Below are 18,430 nucleotides of genomic sequence, written 5' to 3'. Positions count from 1 at the left end.
GCCCAGTGCCGCAGTGCGGCGCGTCAGTTGTCCTGCCACGCCAGCGTGTGCTCGGCGGTACTCAAAAGTCTCTGTCAACATTGGAAAACCCATGGTTGGAAAGTAAAGAGTTTGTAAAGACTGTTTGACAGGGCTGTGACGGGCACCGCGTGCCACGCGCTGTATGCGGCGATCCACTCACGCACCGACTGCAGACGGGTGACTGGCTGACACCGGCCCACCGCAGATTGCAGTAAGGTGCAGGCACCTGAAAACCAAGGAGGTGGCAATGAAAAACCGTTTTTGGATGGTGGCGGCAAACACGGTGGTGGCCGGGGCTGCAGGCCTGCTGGGCGGCTGCGCCGGTATGGGCGCGGGCAGCTACGGCAACGCCCCTGCTGGCGCGGCTACGGGAGCGCAGGCAGAGGCCAGCGCAGCCCAGTGCAACGCAGGGCCCGCGCAGTCGTTTGTGGGCCGCGATGGCACAGGCAGCGTGGTGGAAGCCGCGCGCGTGCAGTCAGGCTCCCGCATGGCCCGCATCCTGCGGCCCGGCCAGATGGTGACCAAGGAATACGACGCCCAGCGCCTGAACCTGCTGGTGGACGATGCCGGGCGCGTCACTGCGGTGCGCTGCGGCTGACTCTGTCAGAGCAAGCCCAACGGGGCAACGCTGGGCAAACGGGTGCAATGCCCTGCCCTTGAATGCCCTTGTGGGGACAGCCTGACGGGATCACTCCGCCAGAAACAATTCCTGCAAGTCGCTTAAAAAGTCAAAGCCCCGCTCGGTGGGGCGCACCTGCACGCCGTCGCGCACGATCAGGCCCTTGCGCTCTGCTTCTTCCAGCCCCTTGGCGATGGCGCTGATGGGCAGGCCCGTGCGTTCGGTGAACTCAGGCAACGCAAACCCGGCGCGCAGGCGCAGTGCGTTGAGCATGTACTCAAACGGCAGGTCAGCCCGGCGCACATCGTCGTCCTGCGCCACGGCGTGGCCTGCCAGGGCGTTGTCCATGTACCGGACCGGGTCGCGAAAGCGCACCTGCCGCACCACGCGGTGGGCAAAGCTGAGCTTGCTGTGCGCGCCAGCCCCAATGCCCAGGTAGTCGCCAAACTGCCAGTAGTTGGTGTTGTGAAAGCACTGGTGTCCGGCGCGGGCGTAGGCGGACACTTCATACCGCGCCAGCCCCGCGGCCTGCGTCATCTCGGTGATGCGGTCAAGCATGGCGTAGGCCAGATCGTCCTCAGGGATGGCGGGCGGGAACTTGGCGAAGTAGGTGTTGGGCTCGATGGTGAGGTGGTAGATGGAGATGTGCGGCGGTGCCAGTTGCAGCGCCTGCTGCATGTCCTGCTCCATCTGCGCCAGGGTCTGGCCTGGCAGGGCGTACATGATGTCGAGGTTGAAGGTGTCGAATGCGCTGGCAGCCTCCTCCACCGCCGCCAGGGCCTGGGCGCGATCATGCACGCGGCCCAGGGCCTTGAGGTGCGTGTCGTTGAAGCTCTGCACCCCGATGGACAGGCGCGTGACCCCCGCGCTGCGGTAGGCGCGGAAGCGGTCCTTCTCAAACGTGCCGGGGTTGGCCTCCATGGTGATCTCGCAGTCGGCCTCCAGCCGCAGGCGGGCGCGGATGTCGCTGATCAGCCGATCGATCGCCTGCGGTGCGAACAGGCTGGGCGTGCCGCCACCGATGAAGATGCTGTGCACCGAGCGGCCCCAGATCAACGGTAGCGCAGCTTCCAGGTCGGCCATGAGCGCGTCGATGTAGCGCTGCTCGGGCACCTCGCCTGCCCCGTTGCCACCGCGCGCTTCGTGCGAGTTGAAGTCGCAGTACGGGCACTTCTTCAGGCACCAGGGCAGGTGCACATACAGCGATAAAGGCGGCAGGGCTGTAAGTTGCAACAGGCCGGGACGCATGTAGTGCTGGATGTCGCGCACCACGGCGGGCGCGTCGTCGGTGTGCGGGGCAATCGGGATATGGGTCACAGGCGGGCTCTCAGCACTCAACGCTCAAATCAGAACTCAAAACCAGCGCTCGCGCATCAGGGCCAGCATTTGCGCGGCAGAACGGCCACGGTGGCTGTTGGCGTTCTTCACTTCCACGGGCAGTTCGGCAAAGGTCTTGCCAAATTCGGGGATGAACATGACAGGGTCGAACCCAAAGCCATTGCTGCCGCGCGGCTCGGTGGTGATCTCGCCCACCACGCGGCCCACAGCGATCAGCGGCTCGGGGTCTTGCGGGCTGCGCACGGCCACCAGGGTGCTGACCATGGCGGCTCGGCGGTTGGCAACGCCCTGCAGTTGCTCCAGCAGCACACGCACGTTGTTGGCGTCACTTTTTTCGTAGCCAAACTGGGTGCAGTAGTAGGCCGTATCGACGCCCGGCAGGCCGCCAAAGGCATCCACGCACATGCCCGCATCGTCGGCCAGCGCAGGCAAGCCGGTGTGTTGCGAAGCAAAGCGGGCCTTGGTCAGCGCGTTCTCAACAAAAGTGCGAAAGGGTTCTTCGGCCTCACCCACGCCCAGGTCACCCTGGCGCACCAGTTCCACGCCCAGCGGGGCAAACATGGCCTGCAGCTCGGCAAGCTTGCCTTGGTTGTTGGATGCCAATACGAGTTTCATAGTCAAATCAGGCTCTAGCGCTTATTCATCAAGCGCAAGCAGCTATTAAATAAATAGCAAATTAAAGAGCAATCCAATCAAGCGGCCAGCGCCTGCTGCTGCAACTGGATCAGCTCGGCAATGCCTTTTTCGGCCAGTGCCAGCAGTTGGTCCATTTCCTTGCGGGTAAAGGCCACGCCTTCGGCTGTGCCCTGCACTTCCACATAATGGCCAGCGCCAGTCATCACCACGTTCATGTCGGTGTCGCAATCCACGTCTTCCACATATTCCAGGTCCAGCAGCGGTGTGCCTTGCACGATGCCCACCGAGATGGCGGCCACAGGCTCGCGCAGGGGCGACTGGGTGATCTTGCCCGCAGCAATCAGCGTGTTCACCGCGTCTTGCGCAGCCACCCAGGCACCAGTGATAGCCGCGGTGCGCGTGCCGCCATCGGCCTGAATCACGTCGCAGTCGAACTGGATGGTGCGCTCGCCCAGCAGCTTCAAGTCAAACACTGCACGCAGCGATCGGCCGATGAGGCGCTGGATCTCTTGCGTGCGGCCGTTTTGCTTGCCGCGTGCGGCCTCGCGGTCGCTGCGGGTGTGGGTGGCGCGGGGCAGCATGCCGTATTCGGCCGTCACCCAGCCTTCGCCACTGCCGCGCTTGTGGGGCGGCACACGCTCTTCCACCGACGCGGTGCACAGCACCTTGGTGTTGCCAAACTCGATGAGCACCGAGCCCTCGGCGTGCATGGTGTAGTGGCGGGTGATGCGCACGGGGCGCAGCTGGTCGGCGGCGCGTTGGCCAGAACGTTGAAAGGTGGTCATGTCAGCAGCGATCACATCGCAATAAGGAGTTTCAAAAGGGCTTTCAAAACGGACGGGCCCGCAAGGGGCCCGTTTCCACCAGGGGTAAAGCCCACTGTTTCAGCCGCGGCGCGCGGCAGAGCGGCGAATGGCCTCGTTGATTTCAGCGATGGAGCGCTCGATGGCGGCGTCGTCCAGGTCATCCACCAAGCCATCAAGCGGGCCCGCCTGGATGGTGGAGGCAAACACATCGTCGCTGATGCTGTCGGTGGACACGCCCTGGGTGGACTCGAACGCATCGGGCGTCTCCCATTCCAGGGCCACCACGGTCACGTTGTCGCTGCTGTCGCCCGCCTTGCGCAGCGCCTCTTCCACCAGTTCAGGCACTGCGTGCGATACCGGCTGGCGGGCCAGCTCCTTCGAAATCTGGTCATCGCTGAGCGTGCCCCACAGGCCATCGGAGCACAGCAGGATGCGATCGCCCTGCTCCAGGTACACCGGGCCGGTAATGTCGTAGATGGGTTTGGTGGGCGAGCCCAGGCAGGTGAAGAGTACGTTGCGGTTGATGCGATCCAGCCCGGGGGGCGGAGCGTTGCGCAACTCCATGTACGAGTGGTCGCGCGTGCGGGTGAGCAGCTCGCCATCGCGCACCATATACAGGCGCGAATCCCCGCAGTGAATCCAGGACGCCGAGCCCCCCTGAATGACAGCAGCCACCAGGGTGGTGCGAGGCGTGTCGATCATGCCCTTCTCGCTGGCATACCGCAGGATTTGGTGGTGGGCTGCCAGCAGTGCGCCCGACAGAAACTCCTGCACATCCTGAATCTGCGGCTTGGCCTGCTTTTGGAACAGGGCCGAGACGGTCTGCAACGCAATCTGCGCAGCCACTTCCCCTTCAGGATGGCCCCCCATGCCGTCGGCCAGCACAAACAGGCCGGACTCCCGCGTGTAGCAGTAGCCCATGCGGTCTTCGTTTTTTTCGCGGCCTCCGCGGCGGCTGATCTGGAATACCGAAAACTTCATAGGAACTCACGCAAGTAAGGGATGCACCAGGGCATCGTGACAGCAGCACTTCATACGCTGCCCAGGTGTGCCGCAGCGCCAACCGCCCGGCGCGCTCATTTGGGCTTGACCCCGATTCCGGTGGCTTCGCCCACCTTTTGCACATTTTTCTTGGTGTCGGACACGAGCGTGTCCAACTGCAGACGCATTTTTTCGGCCACCGTGAGCTTGGTGTAGCGGCGCTCGCCTTCGCGGCTCAGCTCTTTTTGCAGGGCAAACACCGACTGGGGACGCGACAAAGGGTCCAGCGCCATGCACCATTCCACCACTTCAATGAGGTTGTCTGAATACACCCCGCGCAGCTTGGTCAGCGCCAGGGAAAGGCGGTCTTTCTCAATACGCTGCGGAGCCTCGTTGGGAGGAAAGCCCTGCATGCAGGCATAAATGCAGGCACCAATGGCGTAGATGTCGGTCCATGGCCCCATCTGCGAGTCGCGTCGGTACATCTCGGGGGCGGCAAAGCCGGGGGTGTACATGGGGCGGATGAAGTTGCCTTCCTTGCTCAGCACCTCTCGGGCCGCGCCAAAGTCAATCATCACCGCCTTGTTGTCGTCTGTGATGAAGATGTTGGCGGGTTTGATGTCCAGGTGCAGCATCTTGTGCTGGTGCACGATGCGAAGCCCACGCAGCACTTCGTCAAACAAAGAGCGGATGGTGGACTCTCGGAACACCTTCTGCGTTTTCAGGTCGCGCGCGGTGATGATGAAGTCCTGCAGGGTGGCACCCTCCAGGTAGTTCATCACCATGTAGACGGTTTCGTTTTCGCGGAAGAAATTGAGCACGCTCACCACCGAAGCGTGCGAAATCTGCGCGAGGGAGCGGCCTTCCTCAAAAAAGCTCTTGAGACCGAGGCGGTAGAGGGACAGCTTTTCGGGAGCCACCTTGGGCAGCAACTCGCCGGGCGCGCGCGTGGCAAGGGATGAAGGCAGGTATTCCTTGATGGCGACTTGCTGCCCCTCGGTATCGACCGCCAAGTACACCACGCCAAAACCACCGGAGGAGACTCTGCGGATGACGCGGTATCCACCCAGCATGGTGTCTGGCGGCAAAGGGGCCGGCTTGATTTTTGACATATTTTGCGAAGATGACTCGGGGGTAAGGCGGAACCCGGATAATCGCCGGATCGCAAGCAACCATCAAAAAGTCCAATGCCAGTTTACAGCATGACCGGATACGCCAGCGCACAGCACGGCGGGTCTGCCGGCGGCGCTGAAACCGAGGGCCGCGCCACCCAAAACCGCAGGCTGGGGCTGGAGATCCGGTCGGTCAACAGCCGCTTTCTGGACCTCTCTTTCCGCCTGCCCGATGACCTTCGCTCTCTGGAGCCTGCACTGCGCAGCCTGCTGACGGCCAAGCTCAAACGCGGCAAGGTGGAAGTGCGAGCGGCCATCGAAAACGAGGACGGCAATGCCCTGCAAGACCCACCCGCACGCCTGTTGCAGCGCCTGAACTCGCTGCAGGACTCCGTCAAGGCATGGCTGCCCAACGCAACACCCTTGAGCGTGGCCGATGCCTTGCGCCTGTGCGCCAATGCCAATTCAGGCACCGAGGACTGGAGCGAGGCTGTGCCAGCGCTGGCTGAAGAGGCTCTCACAGCGCTCATCGCAGCCCGTGAGCGCGAGGGCAAGCGCTTGGCGGCCATGGTGCTTGACCGGGTCAAACAGCTCCGCAGCCTCGCCCAGCAGGCCGTCCCTCTCGTTCCCCAACTGGTGGAACAGCAACGTCAGCGGTTCATGGAGCGCTGGAAAGAGGCCATGGCGCTCACCGACGGAGCCACCCTGCCCGAAGCTGCACGCGACCGGGCCCTGACCGAGGCCACAGCGTTTGCCATCCGCATCGATGTGGCGGAAGAGATCACCCGTCTTGAATCTCACCTGGATGAAATCGAGCGGCTCCTGAAAAAAGGTGGGGAGGTGGGCAAGCGACTCGATTTCCTCATTCAGGAATTGCACCGCGAAGCCAACACGCTGGGCTCCAAATCCGCCGCGCTCGACCTCACACGCATCAGCGTAGACATGAAGGTGCTGATCGAGCAGATGCGCGAACAAGTGCAAAATATCGAGTAACACTCATTTTTTGATAGCGCCTTGCGCAATCCAGTCATGGAATATCCCGGAAATCTCTTCGTAGTGGCTGCCCCCAGCGGAGCAGGCAAGTCCAGCCTTGTCAAGGCTCTGCTGGAGCTGGACTCCCACGTCAGCCCGTCCATCTCCCACACCACCCGCCCCCCTCGCGGGCAGGAAAAGCATGGGCGCGAGTACTTCTTCGCCTCTCAGGCAGAGTTCGACGCCATGGTGGAGGCCGACGCGTTTGTGGAATGGGCTCACGTGCACGGCAACCGGTACGGCACGTCCAAAAAAGCCATCGAAGAACGCATTGCACAAGGCGCTGACGTCATCCTGGAAATTGATTTTCAGGGCGCATTGCAGGTCAAGCAGGCATTTGCCAATGCCGTATTGGTTTTCATCCTGCCGCCCAGCTGGGAAGAACTGCGCTCGCGTCTGGAACGCCGGGGTGAAGACTCGCCTGAGACCATTGAACTGCGCCTGAAGAACGCCGCCACCGAGATGGAGCAGGTTCACAAATTCGACTTCGTTATAATCAACGAATTGTTTGAACGAGCCCTTTTTGACCTGAAGGCTGTCGTTCACGCCCAGCGACTCAAGTACCTGGCCCAGCGCCGCGCCCGCGCTGACACCTTCAAGTCGCTCAACATCACCTGAATTCCCCGGAGTAATTACGATGGCACGCATCACTGTAGAAGACTGTCTGGAAAAGATCCCCAACCGTTTCCAGCTCGTGTTGGCCGCCACGTACCGTGCTCGCATGCTGAGCCAAGGCCATGCCCCCCGCATCGAGAGCCGCAACAAACCTGCCGTGACCGCACTGCGCGAGATCGCCGAAGGCAAGGTTGGCCTGGAAATGCTGAAAAAGGTTCCTGGTTGATTTTTATCAGGCCCCTGGCCACCCAAAAGCACCGCTTTGCGGTGCTTTTTTTTGCTTGTCTGCCGTCCTGCGCGCTACCGCGCTACATTTGAGGCATGAACGCGGTGCTCAATTCACCTTCTGCAACGCAGACCCGACCTGGCGAAAGCCAGTCCCCCGCCAGCCCTCACGCCGCAGCAGCCAATGCAGCTGCGGCCAGCTTTGCTGCGCTGACAGAAAACCTCGACTATCTGGACGCAGCCAGCATCGAACAGGTACGGCAAGCCTACAAATTCGCGGACGAAGCGCACCTGGGGCAGCTCCGCAACAGCGGCGAACCCTACATCACGCACCCCATTGCAGTGGCAGCGCAGTGTGCCAGCTGGAAGCTGGACGCGCAGGCTTTGATGGCAGCGCTTTTGCACGATGCCATGGAAGACTGCGGTGTCACCAAGGCAGATTTGATTGATCGCTTCGGAGCACCCGTGGCGGAGTTGGTCGATGGGCTGACCAAACTGGACAAACTCCAGTTCAACACCCGCGAGGAAAACCAGGCCGAGTCCTTTCGCAAGATGCTGTTGGCCATGGCCCGCGATGTGCGGGTGATCCTGATCAAGCTGGCCGACCGTACGCACAACATGCGTACCCTGTCGGACATGCCGCGCAGCAAGTGGGGACGCATTTCGTCGGAAACCCTGGAAATCTATGCACCGATTGCACACAGGTTGGGCCTGAACCAGACTTATCGCGAATTGCAGGATCTCGCCTTCCGGCACCTCCACCCCTGGCGCTATGCCACGCTGGCCAAGGCGGTCAACAAGGCACGCAACCGTCGCCGTGATCTTATCCAGCGCGTTCAGACAGAGGTGGACGCCGCATTCAGCCGCATCGGCATGAAGGTACGCCTAGCCGGTCGTGAAAAAACCCTGTACGCCATCTATCAAAAGATGGACCTCAAGCACCTGAGCTTTGCCCAGGTGACAGACATCTATGGTTTCCGGGTGATTGTGCCTACGGTGACGGACTGCTACACCGCCTTGGGGGTGCTGCACCAGATGTACAAGCCCGTTCCTGGAAAGTTCAAGGACCATATCGCGATTGCCAAGCTCAACGGCTACCAGTCGTTGCACACCACCTTGGTGGGCCCATCCGGTATCAACATTGAATTCCAGATGCGCACCGATGAAATGCACATCGTTGCGGAGGCTGGAGTGGCGGCACACTGGCTCTACAAGGCGCAGGATGCGGACGGCACCGCTGCGGAGAGACTGGGCACCAAGTGGTTGCAGTCTCTGCTCGACATACAGAACGAAACACGGGATGCAGCCGAGTTCTGGGACCACGTCAAGGTGGATCTGTTTCCCGATGCCGTTTACGTGTTCACACCCAAGAGCCAGATCATGGCACTGCCACGCGGAGCCACGGTGGTAGATTTCGCTTATGCCATTCACAGCAATGTGGGTGACCGCACGACAGCAGCGAAGATCAACAACGAACTGGTGCCCTTGCGCACAGAGCTCAAGAACGGCGATGTGGTGGAGATCATCACAGCCCCCGTATCTACACCGAACCCTGCCTGGCTTGGTTTTGTGCGCACTGGCAGAGCCCGCTCCAAAATCCGCCACTACCTCAAGACCCTGGCACACACCGAGTCTGAAGGGCTGGGGGAAAAGCTGCTGACCCAGGCCATCCGGGCCGAGGGCCTGGAGCAGTTGCCACCAGACGAGGAGGAAAACCACGCCCTGTGGGAAAAGCTCTTGCGCTTCACCGGCAATCGCAGCCGCGGCGAACTGATGGCTGACCTGGGACTGGGCAAGCGGATAGCCAGTATCGTGGCCAAGCGTCTGGTAGTGCTTCTGGGAGAGCATGGCCACCGACCCGACGCCCTACTGCTGACCCGCGAACGCTACACATCGCATGAGAATTTGTCTCAAGGCGCAGTAACACTGGACGGCAGCGAGAACGCATCCGTACAGTACGCGCCTTGTTGCCGCCCAGTACCTGGAGACCAGATTGTGGGCTACCTGGGCCGCGGCGAGGGCCTGGTGGTGCACAACGCCCACTGCGGTGTCGCCAAACGCCTGCAACACAAAGACAGCGAAAGATTCATTGCGGTGGACTGGGCCGATGAACCCACACGCATGTTTGAGACCGGAGTGGTCGTCACCGTGTCGAATGGCAAGGGCGTGCTCGCGCGCATCGCTCAGGAACTGGCCCACTCGGAAGCGGACATCACCCATGTGGACATGGACGACGAAGGGGCTTTGGACACCATAGATCTGCGATTCATTGTGGCAGTACGCGACCAGGCCCATCTGGAATCAGCGCTCCGCAACCTGCGCCGTACGCAGGCAGTCATCCGTGCCGCAAGAATCACCCCGCAGAACGGTTAGAACCGCTGAGCGCTGAGCGCTTCCTCGTTTATTTCGAGGAAGCGCGGGCTGTTCCAATATTGCCTATTTGCGCTCGGGCGCCGGGTAGCTGACATCCACTACCTCGAGTGAGCGCACTCCACCTGGGGTCGGTAGCGGCACTTCGTCCCCAATACGCGCCTTGAGCAAGGCACGCGCCACGGGAGATATCCAGCTGACCTGTCCTGCGTGGCTATCAGCTTCGTCGATTCCCATGATGGTGATGGTACGCTGAACGCCCTCGTCATCAGCATAGGTGACAGTGGCACCGAAGAACACCTGCTCGCTTCCAAAGTGCAGTGCAGGATCGACCACTTCTGCAATCTCCAGGCGCTTGGTCAAAAAGCGAATGCGCCGATCAATCTCACGCAAGCGCTTTTTGCCGTACAGATAGTCACCATTCTCCGAACGGTCACCATTGCTGGCAGCCCAGTGGACTGCCTCCACCACTTTGGGACGTTCTTCATCAATTAAAGCCAGCAACTCTGACTTCAAGCGGGCATACCCCGCAGGAGTCATATAGTTTTTTCCTCCCGCAGGCAGCGGGGGAAGCGCCACCTCGTCGCCGTCGTCCGTGTCAGTTTCCTTGGTGAAAGCTTTGCTCATGCGCGTGGGTCTCCGAAAAGATCAAGCGAAAAGACAAATGAAAAAGCCTGCAACTTTTCAGTTGCAGGCTTTAAACATTGGTGCGGCTGGCAGGAATCGAACCCACGACCCCTTGGTTCGTAGCCAAGTACTCTATCCAGCTGAGCTACAGCCGCTAAGCTTTGAATTATAGCATAAATTTTTAACTTCTTAAAAATTTATGCAACTTGTTTTTGCTACTTGCTTCGCTTCGCAGCATCAACTTCATCGCATACATAGATTGTAATGCAGTTTGAGGGACAGTTTTTCCAAAAACCGAAGCTTTTCTCGAAAAAAGCACCACTGCAAGACATCTGGTAGGGCGTGAGGGACTTGAACCCGCGACCAAAGGATTATGAGTCCTCTGCTCTAACCAACTGAGCTAACGCCCCCAGAGCTCCGCTTTCGCGGAAGCGCGCCATTGTACGGCGTTATTTGCGGTGACTGAGCGCGTTGGAAACCAGCTTGGAGGTGATGTCCACAATCTGGATCATTTTGTCGTAGGGCATCCGGGTGGGGCCAATCACACCCAAGGTGCCGACCACCTGGCCATCCACCTCATAGGGAGCACTGACAACAGACAACTCCTCGAACGGGACGACCTGACTCTCGCCACCGATATAAATGCGGACACCCTCTGCTTGGCTTGAGATGTCCAAAAGGCGCAGTATCTGCGTCTTCTGCTCAAAGAGATCAAACGCCCGACGAAGGTTTCCCATGTCGCTTGAAAAGTCGCTCACCGAGAGAAGGTTTCGCTCACCTGAGATCACGACCTCCTCCTGGGCCTGCGAAAGCACTTCTGAGCTGACAGTCACGGCAGCTTGCATCAGCGCTGCAATCTCACCACGCAGTTGATCCACCTCTGACCTGAGTCTCTCACGTACCTGCTCCATGGCAAGCCCTGCGTAATGGGCATTGAGGAAGTTGGCCGCCTCGATCAATTGAGACTGAGAGTAGTCCGCATCAGTGAAGATGACGCGATTCTGAACATCTCCATCAGGAGACACGATGATCACCAGAAAGCGTCGCTCGGAAAGGCGCAAAAATTCGATATGCCTAAAGACCGACGTTCTTCGCGGTGCCATCACCACCCCAACAAATTGGGACAGGTTGGACAGCAGATGGGCTGCGTTAGCAATTACCTTTTGCGGCTGCTCTGGTGCGAGTTGGGGAGTGTCCAGGCTGTCACGCTGAACGGTGAGCATAGTGTCCACGAACAGGCGATAACCTCGGGCGGTCGGGATCCTTCCCGCGGAGGTGTGAGGGCTGGCGATCAAACCCAACTCTTCCAAATCCGCCATGACGTTGCGGATAGTGGCAGGCGACAGGTCAAGCCCAGAAGCCCGGGACAGCGTACGGGATCCCACGGGCTGCCCATCGGCTATGTAGCGCTCGACCAGCGCTTTGAGCAACAACTTGGCACGGTCATCGAGCATGGTTTGATTTTAATGATGTAATTTCCAAATGACCTTGAAATTCCGTCGCATCGCCTTGATTGGCAAGTACCAGGCCTCTACTGCACCCAGCATGACCGACAGCAGCCTGAAGGCTTTGCAGGAAATAGCAAGCTTCATGAGCAGTCTGGGCTGTGAGGTTTTGCTGGAAGCGGAAACCGCAGCCAATACCGGACTCTCACAATACCCATCAGTAGAAGTGGATGCAATCGCCAACTGCGACTTGGGTCTGGTGGTGGGAGGGGATGGCACCATGCTCGGAATTGCGAGGCGGCTTGCCCGGCACAACGTTCCCCTCATTGGTATCAATCAGGGCCGTCTCGGCTTCATCACAGATATTCCGTTCGAGGCATACCAAGCCACTCTGGGCCCGATGCTGCAAGGCGAATACGAAGAGGACTCGCGTCCCTTGATGCACGCCCGTGTGATGCGGGCTGAAGAGATGGTCTTCGAAGCATTCGCCATGAATGATGTGGTAGTGAATCGGGGTGGAACATCGGGCATGGTGGAGCTGCGTGTGGAGGTTGGCGGAAGGTTCGTATCGAACCAACGCGCAGACGGCCTGATCATTGCTTCACCCACAGGGTCCACAGCCTACTCCCTTTCAGCTGGTGGCCCCATGCTCCACCCCTCCATTCCAGGGTGGGTTTTGGTTCCTATCGCGCCGCACACGCTCTCGAACAGACCCATCGTTCTTTCGGACGCTGTTGAAGTCGCGGTCGAGGTGGTGAGTGGCCGCGATGTCAGCGCCAATTTTGATATGCAGTCGCTTGCATCGCTGCAACACGGAGACCGAATTCTGGTGCGCCGATCGGAACATTCCGTGCGTTTCCTTCATCCCGTGGGCTGGAACTACTTTGCGACATTGCGCAAAAAGCTGCGCTGGAACGAAGGAGGGTCCTGAGATGCCCCTCAAGCGCATCATCTTGCGCGATTTCGTGATTGTGGAGGCTCTCGATCTTGAGCTGCGTTCTGGCTTTACCGTACTCACAGGAGAAACAGGCGCTGGCAAGTCCATATTGATCGATGCCCTGCAAATCGTTCTGGGGGCCAGGGCGGAATCTTCCGTGGTGCGAGAAGGAGCGAGCAAAGCGGACATCTGCGCAGAGTTCGACACACCTGCGCATGTGCACGAGTGGCTGGATGAATCGGGACTCGAACATGATGGAACGCTGTTGCTGCGCAGAACCATCGATGTCCAGGGTAAGAGTCGCGGCTGGATCAATGGGACTCCGGTCACAGCGACTCAACTACGCGCTCTGGGTGAGCAATTGCTGGATATCCACGGACAGCACGCTTGGCAAAGCCTGACGCGGGCAGAGGCCGTGCGAGGTCTGCTGGACGCCTACGCCGGTAGCTCATCAACACAGACATCAGAATGCTGGAGTCGCTGGCGAGAAGACCTGAAAGCCCTGGCACAAGCGCATGCTGCCCAGGCAACTCTGCAACAGGAGCGGGATCGGCTGCAGTGGCAAATTGCAGAGCTTGAAAAGCTCGCACCGGAGCCGGGTGAGTGGGAAGAACTGGAAGCCACGCACAAGCGCCTCTCAAACGCCCAGGCGCTGATTGACGCAGCACAGAGTGCGTTGGCAGTGATGGAAGACGAGGACGGTGGAGTTCTTGCTGGTCTTGCCAAGACTCTGGATGCTCTTGAAAGCCAAGAGCATGTGGAGCCGGAATTTAGGAACATGGCAGATATCGTTTCATCCAGCCTGGCGCAGGCAAGTGATGTTGCGCACTCTTTGCAGACCTACCTGCGCCGGACAGATGTCGATCCGCAGAGGTTGGCAGAACTGGACAGCAGAATTTCCTCTTGGCTCCAGCTCTCCCGCAAGTACAGAAGACCACCCAGCGATTTGCCTGCACTGTTGCACGAATGGAAAAGCGTAATGGCGCAACTGGATGCGTCCAGTGATCTAAATGCATTGACCAAAGCGGCTGAAGCCAGCGAAGCGGCCTACTTGTCTGCAGCCCGCTCACTCTCAGTGGCCCGTACCAAGGCAGCGCCCAGGCTTTCATCTGCTATCACCAAGGCCATGCAAGGCATGGGAATGCAGGGGGGGCGCTTTGAAGTGAGCGTAAAAAAACAGGCTGAGCCCGCAGCACACGGACTGGACGAAATCACTTTTCTGGTGGCCGGTCATCCGGGCACAAGCCCTAAACCGATTGGGAAAGTGGCCTCAGGCGGTGAACTGTCGCGAATCTCTCTGGCTATCGCTGTGACAACCAGTCAGTTAGGCAAGGCTCCCACACTGATATTCGACGAAGTGGACTCGGGTGTGGGCGGAGCTGTGGCTGAGACCGTTGGACGGCTCATGCAGCGCCTTGGCAAGGATCGGCAAGTGCTGGCGGTAACCCATCTACCCCAAGTTGCCGCATGTGCGAATCATCATTTGAAAGTCTCCAAGAGCCGCACCAAGGCGGATACCACCAGTTCGGTAACGTCCGTGACAGAAGAGATGCGAATTGCCGAGATTGCCCGCATGCTCGGGGGTGAGCGAGCCACTGCAACCAGCTTGGCACATGCAGCTGAAATGCTTCAGTCTGCACAACTGGAAGGGGGAAATCGCCATGCCACCTGAAATTGTTCTGATCACAGGGATGTCGGGCTCAGGAAAGTCTGTGGCACTCCACGCCATGGAAGATGCGGGGTATTACTGTGTAGACAACCTCCCCCCCGAATTGCTATCGGCATTTGTGGAGCTGGAGCACAAGCACCACGGCAACCGCGTCGCGATTGCCATGGATGTACGCAGCGCGACCTCCCTGCCCCAAGTTCCCCGGGATCTGCAACGTCTCAAAACCCAAGGGGTTTTGGTGCAGTCATTATTTCTGGACGCCACCACGGGTACGCTGGTCCGGAGATTTTCAGAAACGCGAAGACGCCATCCTCTTTCCAACGATGGGCATGTGCAAGGGCGACAGGCGCTGGTGGAGATCATTGAACTTGAGCGCGAACTCCTGGCTGATCTGCGCGAACAGGCCCACGTGATAGACACCAGCAACATTCGGGCGTCCCAGTTGCAGAGTTATGTCAAGAGTCTTCTTTCGATTGCCCCCGGGGGCATGACCCTGGTTTTTCAGTCATTTGCGTTCAAGCGAGGGATCCCTGTAGATGCCGATTACGTTTTCGACGTTCGCATGCTCCCAAATCCGCACTACGAAAGTGGCCTGCGAGAGTTGACCGGTCTGGATGAGCCTGTTGCCGAGTTTTTGAAGCAGCAGCCTGAGGTATCCACCATGCAGTCACACATAGAACAATTTTTGACGCATTGGCTGGATGTGCTGGAACAAAACCATAGAAACTATGTGACTGTGGCCATAGGCTGCACCGGCGGTCAGCACCGATCCGTATTTTTGGTACAGCAGCTGGCAAAAGCATTCGAGCACCGCTGGAAAGTTTTGCGCAGACACCGAGAACTGGAAGGTCGGTGAGAAGAGCCATCTGCCCCCGACACATCAATTCAAAGCTTGGGATCACACCAGTCGCTCAAGCAATTTTCGAAGGGGAGCAGGAAGACCAGCCTGAACCCATTGCTCAGGCGAAAACCAATGACCAGCCCCCTTTGGAATGTAGCCCTCAGGGACGGTCGCTGCGATGGGATGCAGATGCAGGTCCCGATGCGTGAGGACATGCACGAAAGGTTCAATGTCCTCCAAGTCTTCGCTGCCGAGCCCCCAGGTTTTGATGGCATCTTGAAGCAAGGCCCACTCTGCAAATACAGGAACACAGTGCAAACCCGCCCAGATTCCTTTGGAGGGCCGCACCTCCAGCCAGACCGAGCCGTCAGGTCTCCGCATCACCAACAACCACCAGGATTCTGACCGCCTGATAAGTTTGCGCGTCTTCACGGGATAGTGCTCTGGCTGCCCCTGCTTTCGCGCGACACAAAGGTCCATCAAAGGACAAGTGAGGCATTGTGGGTTGCGAGGAGTGCACACCACCGCACCCAAGTCCATCATGCCCTGGGTATAGCCAGGCATTGCACGGTGCAAGTCCGATGTGGGCAATAGAGCTTCTGCATGAGCCCACAATTCCCGCTCATGCTTGGCGACAGCCAAGTCGGAGTCAAAACCCAGCAGGCGTGTAAGAACCCGGCGAACATTCGCATCGAGAATAGCTGCACGCTGAGAGAAACAAAAGGCTGCGATCGCACCTGCTGTTGATCGACCTATGCCAGGCAGTCCCGAGAGCAACTCTACGGTTTCAGGAAAACGACCTCCGTACTGCGAAACCACTACCTGCGCGCATTTGTGGAGGTTTCGTGCCCGGCTGTAATAGCCCAGGCCACTCCACAAACCCATCACATCCTCTTGCGAGGCTTGGGCCAATGCAGTCACGTCAGGAAAACGCCTCAGAAAGCGTTCGTAATACTCCAGCACGGTGGCGACCTGGGTCTGCTGAAGCATGATTTCAGACAGCCAAACCCTGTAAGGATCACGGGTTTGCTGCCAAGGGAGATGACTGCGTCCATGCGCCGCCTGCCACCTCACGACCAAGGTAGCAACAGTCTCCGATCCCGATGTCATGCAAGCACGACGTCCAGAGACATATCAGGCGCTGCGGAAGGCCCTTCGGGCAAAGATATGAGCTGCGTTGTCAGTTCCTGAAGTCGCTGCTCCAGTTGAATCAGCTCTTCTTCACCGGCTTCTATTTCCGAAATTCGCTCCACCAAGCCACTGGCCGCTTGCTGAATACGATCTACAGCTTCAATGCGGCGCGAGAAACTACGCCGACGCTCCTTGAGCTGGGAGTCCAGCTGAGCGGTAGCAGATTTGCTCCACAGTTCCAGATCGTTTGCAGCTGATTCGTACACAGTACGCAGACGGGTGCCCAAAGCGCGGACGAGACGCTCAGCAAACTCAGGCTGAGCAAGCTTCAATGCATTGCTCACACCGAGGTATTGCAGATGGCTTTGCTCAATCTGCGCAAGATCGTGCATGAAATGCTCCAGTTGCGGAGCCGATGGCACTTGCAGAGAAAAACCGAACTCAGCGTTCAGCTGTCTGAATGTGCCGCCCAACATCGCCTGGATTTCAGTACCCGAGGCCTGCGCTTTGTCCAGGGTAGAGCGAAGCTTGTCAAAGGTTTCCTGATAGATTTTGCGGATGCCTAGCTTCAGTCCCTTTTGCTGGAGCGCCTGAGAGAGCTCCGCCAACTCTGTCTTCAGGGCCTTCGAGCCCAGCTGTGCAAAAACCTCGCGCAGTAATTTCAGATGCACAGCCCTGACTGCCTGAATCTTGGCAGTGCTCAGGTCAAACTCTTGTTGTTCTTGCTGGATACGGTTGCGCATGCTTTCGATGACGGAAGCATTCTTTCCGCGCAGACTGCGGAGCTCCGCCATCTGGTCATCCAGATCACGGCGACGGATGTTGATGGCCCGGGAAGCCTCTGCCCGCAAATTCGCAACCCCTGAGGCCACAGCTGCGCGCAAGATGGCTTGGCGTCGCCCCATCACGCCCTGGCCAAGAATATCCTCCAGAACGGGAAGGCCACTGGATTCCAGCAGAACATCGTCGCAAGCGATTTTGGCAACAAGTCCTTTTTGCGCTGAGACAGGAACGACCTGCTCCAACGGAATACCCAACATTTCTGCGGAAGTGCTGCGCTGCCGGTCTAGCTGGGCCTGCACCTGTTCAGGGGTGTTCAGGGCGTCCCAGAGCGTGTCGATCTTGTTGAGAACGACCAGTCGCGCATCCATGCTGTCAGCAGCAGTGGCCAGATGCTCGCGCCAGATAGAGAGATCAGAGCGCGTAACACCGGTATCAGCACTCAGGATGAAAACGACAGCGTGGGCCTGAGGAATCAGATTGACGGTCAACTCAGGCTCGGCACCCACTGCATTGAGACCGGGGGTATCCAGAATCACCAAGCCCTGCTTCAACAGCGGATGGGGAATATTGATAAGGGCGTGCCGCCACATAGGCACTTCGACCTTGCCGTCGGCATCAGGAACTGGATTTTCTTCAGCCAAATCGTCGTGCCAGAACCCCAACGCACGGGCATCGTCCAGACTGACGCGACGAATCTCAGCCACTTTCTCCAGCGCACGCGCGATCTGATCGGCATCATTGACGTCCAGAGGAATCTCGACCCAACGTTCGGGTTTGAGACGCAGTTCAGTAAGCCCTTGCATCTGCAACCGGGTCTCGATAGGAAGCAGTCGCAGACTCGGCGGCAACGACGACTCGTACCCCAATTCCGTCGGACACATCGTTGTACGCCCAGCGCTGGCGGGCATGATGCGACGACCATAGTCGGCAAAGAAGATGGAATTGATCAGTTCAGACTTCCCGCGTGAAAACTCCGCGACGAAAGCCACCATGACCTTGTCCGTACGGACCTGATCTTCCAGACGCTGCAGGCGCTCCTGGACGGCTGCGTCCATGAGATCGTGTGCAGCCATCCACTCTGCAAGTTGCTTGAGTTGCTGCGCAAAGGCGCGCCGCCAAGCACCATGCTGATCAAACTGTTCGTTGAATGAGGGTCCCACTTTGCTCCCGGAATGCAATAGACGGTCTGCAAGCAGACATAAGCAAAATATAGCACCGACACCAAGCCGTCCCTAAGGCGGA

Annotated in this window: 17 protein-coding genes and 2 tRNA genes; 8 read left to right on the top strand and 11 right to left on the bottom strand. The window is 58.9% G+C overall.

All coding sequences use genetic code 11. The features are described from left to right. Positions 1-268 precede the first annotated feature (268 nt). Positions 269-619 carry an I78 family peptidase inhibitor gene (locus AACH87_RS06740; protein ID WP_338798005.1) on the top strand — a complete coding sequence of 117 codons (351 nt, stop codon included), beginning with the start codon at positions 269-271 and terminating at the stop codon, positions 617-619. A 90-nt stretch (positions 620-709) separates the two neighbouring features. Here AACH87_RS06740 and hemW read toward each other — a convergent pair whose 3' ends face one another. From hemW to AACH87_RS06715, 5 genes are all read right to left on the bottom strand, one after another. Next, entirely contained in the window at positions 710-1,957 is a 1,248-nt protein-coding gene (gene hemW, locus AACH87_RS06735; protein ID WP_338798004.1) for a radical SAM family heme chaperone HemW, read from the bottom strand. A 36-nt stretch (positions 1,958-1,993) separates the two neighbouring features. Next, positions 1,994-2,593, bottom strand: coding sequence for an RdgB/HAM1 family non-canonical purine NTP pyrophosphatase (gene rdgB, locus AACH87_RS06730; protein WP_338798003.1), 600 nt, complete (start codon positions 2,591-2,593; stop codon positions 1,994-1,996). A 77-nt stretch (positions 2,594-2,670) separates the two neighbouring features. Further along, positions 2,671-3,399 carry a ribonuclease PH gene (gene rph, locus AACH87_RS06725; protein WP_338798002.1) on the bottom strand — a complete coding sequence of 243 codons (729 nt, stop codon included), beginning with the start codon at positions 3,397-3,399 and terminating at the stop codon, positions 2,671-2,673. Between the two features lie 99 nt (positions 3,400-3,498). Next, positions 3,499-4,401, bottom strand: a complete 903-nt coding sequence (locus AACH87_RS06720; protein ID WP_338798000.1) for a PP2C family serine/threonine-protein phosphatase — start codon at positions 4,399-4,401, stop codon at positions 3,499-3,501. Between the two features lie 95 nt (positions 4,402-4,496). Then, positions 4,497-5,513, bottom strand: coding sequence for a serine/threonine-protein kinase (locus AACH87_RS06715; RefSeq protein ID WP_338797999.1), 1,017 nt, complete (start codon positions 5,511-5,513; stop codon positions 4,497-4,499). 75 nt (positions 5,514-5,588) lie between these two features. Between AACH87_RS06715 and AACH87_RS06710 the strand changes: the two genes are divergently transcribed. The 4 genes from AACH87_RS06710 (at position 5,589) to AACH87_RS06695 (ending at position 9,758) form a co-directional block, all read left to right on the top strand. Next, complete coding sequence (locus tag AACH87_RS06710; protein ID WP_338797998.1) at positions 5,589-6,506, top strand: YicC/YloC family endoribonuclease; 918 nt, start codon at positions 5,589-5,591, stop codon at positions 6,504-6,506. A 36-nt stretch (positions 6,507-6,542) separates the two neighbouring features. Beyond that, positions 6,543-7,163: a guanylate kinase gene (gene gmk, locus AACH87_RS06705; protein ID WP_338797997.1), complete on the top strand. Its 621-nt coding sequence runs from the start codon at positions 6,543-6,545 to the stop codon at positions 7,161-7,163. A 19-nt stretch (positions 7,164-7,182) separates the two neighbouring features. Next, a complete protein-coding gene (gene rpoZ, locus AACH87_RS06700) occupies positions 7,183-7,386 on the top strand; it encodes a DNA-directed RNA polymerase subunit omega (protein ID WP_005794722.1) in 204 nt (67 codons plus the stop codon). A gap of 95 nt (positions 7,387-7,481) precedes the next feature. Next, positions 7,482-9,758, top strand: coding sequence for a bifunctional (p)ppGpp synthetase/guanosine-3',5'-bis(diphosphate) 3'-pyrophosphohydrolase (locus tag AACH87_RS06695; RefSeq protein WP_338797995.1), 2,277 nt, complete (start codon positions 7,482-7,484; stop codon positions 9,756-9,758). Positions 9,759-9,821: 63 nt separating this feature from the next. Here AACH87_RS06695 and greB read toward each other — a convergent pair whose 3' ends face one another. The 4 genes from greB to hrcA all read right to left on the bottom strand — a co-directional run bounded on the left by greB (position 9,822) and on the right by hrcA (position 11,836). After that, entirely contained in the window at positions 9,822-10,382 is a 561-nt protein-coding gene (gene greB, locus AACH87_RS06690) for a transcription elongation factor GreB (protein WP_338797994.1), read from the bottom strand. 78 nt (positions 10,383-10,460) lie between these two features. Beyond that, a tRNA-Arg gene (locus AACH87_RS06685) sits at positions 10,461-10,537 on the bottom strand. A 178-nt stretch (positions 10,538-10,715) separates the two neighbouring features. After that, positions 10,716-10,792 (bottom strand) — tRNA-Ile (locus tag AACH87_RS06680). A 39-nt stretch (positions 10,793-10,831) separates the two neighbouring features. Then, complete coding sequence (gene hrcA / locus AACH87_RS06675; protein ID WP_338797993.1) at positions 10,832-11,836, bottom strand: heat-inducible transcriptional repressor HrcA; 1,005 nt, start codon at positions 11,834-11,836, stop codon at positions 10,832-10,834. A gap of 28 nt (positions 11,837-11,864) precedes the next feature. On the opposite strand from hrcA, the gene AACH87_RS06670 reads away from it, so the two are divergent. From AACH87_RS06670 to rapZ, 3 genes are read left to right on the top strand one after another with little or no spacing between them, the layout of a single operon-like run. Beyond that, positions 11,865-12,758 carry an NAD kinase gene (locus tag AACH87_RS06670; protein ID WP_338797992.1) on the top strand — a complete coding sequence of 298 codons (894 nt, stop codon included), beginning with the start codon at positions 11,865-11,867 and terminating at the stop codon, positions 12,756-12,758. 1 nt (position 12,759) lies between these two features. Further along, on the top strand, positions 12,760-14,436 hold the full coding sequence (recN, locus tag AACH87_RS06665) for a DNA repair protein RecN (protein ID WP_338797991.1): 1,677 nt from the start codon (positions 12,760-12,762) through the stop codon (positions 14,434-14,436). Beyond that, positions 14,426-15,289, top strand: a complete 864-nt coding sequence (gene rapZ, locus AACH87_RS06660) for an RNase adapter RapZ (RefSeq protein WP_338797990.1) — start codon at positions 14,426-14,428, stop codon at positions 15,287-15,289. The genes recN and rapZ overlap by 11 nt, the downstream gene beginning before the upstream one ends. 42 nt (positions 15,290-15,331) lie before the next feature. On the opposite strand, the gene mutY is transcribed toward rapZ, so the two are convergent. Continuing rightward, on the bottom strand, positions 15,332-16,384 hold the full coding sequence (mutY, locus tag AACH87_RS06655; RefSeq protein WP_338797989.1) for an A/G-specific adenine glycosylase: 1,053 nt from the start codon (positions 16,382-16,384) through the stop codon (positions 15,332-15,334). Beyond that, on the bottom strand, positions 16,381-18,348 hold the full coding sequence (locus tag AACH87_RS06650) for a dynamin family protein (RefSeq protein ID WP_338797988.1): 1,968 nt from the start codon (positions 18,346-18,348) through the stop codon (positions 16,381-16,383). The genes mutY and AACH87_RS06650 overlap by 4 nt, the downstream gene beginning before the upstream one ends. Positions 18,349-18,430 lie beyond the last annotated feature (82 nt).

Source organism: Acidovorax sp. DW039 (genome assembly GCF_037101375.1).
In the GTDB taxonomy this organism is placed as follows: Bacteria; Pseudomonadota; Gammaproteobacteria; order Burkholderiales; family Burkholderiaceae_C; genus Acidovorax.
The sequence above is the reverse complement of the archived record's forward strand: the minus strand, read 5'-3'. Positions and strand labels throughout refer to the sequence as shown.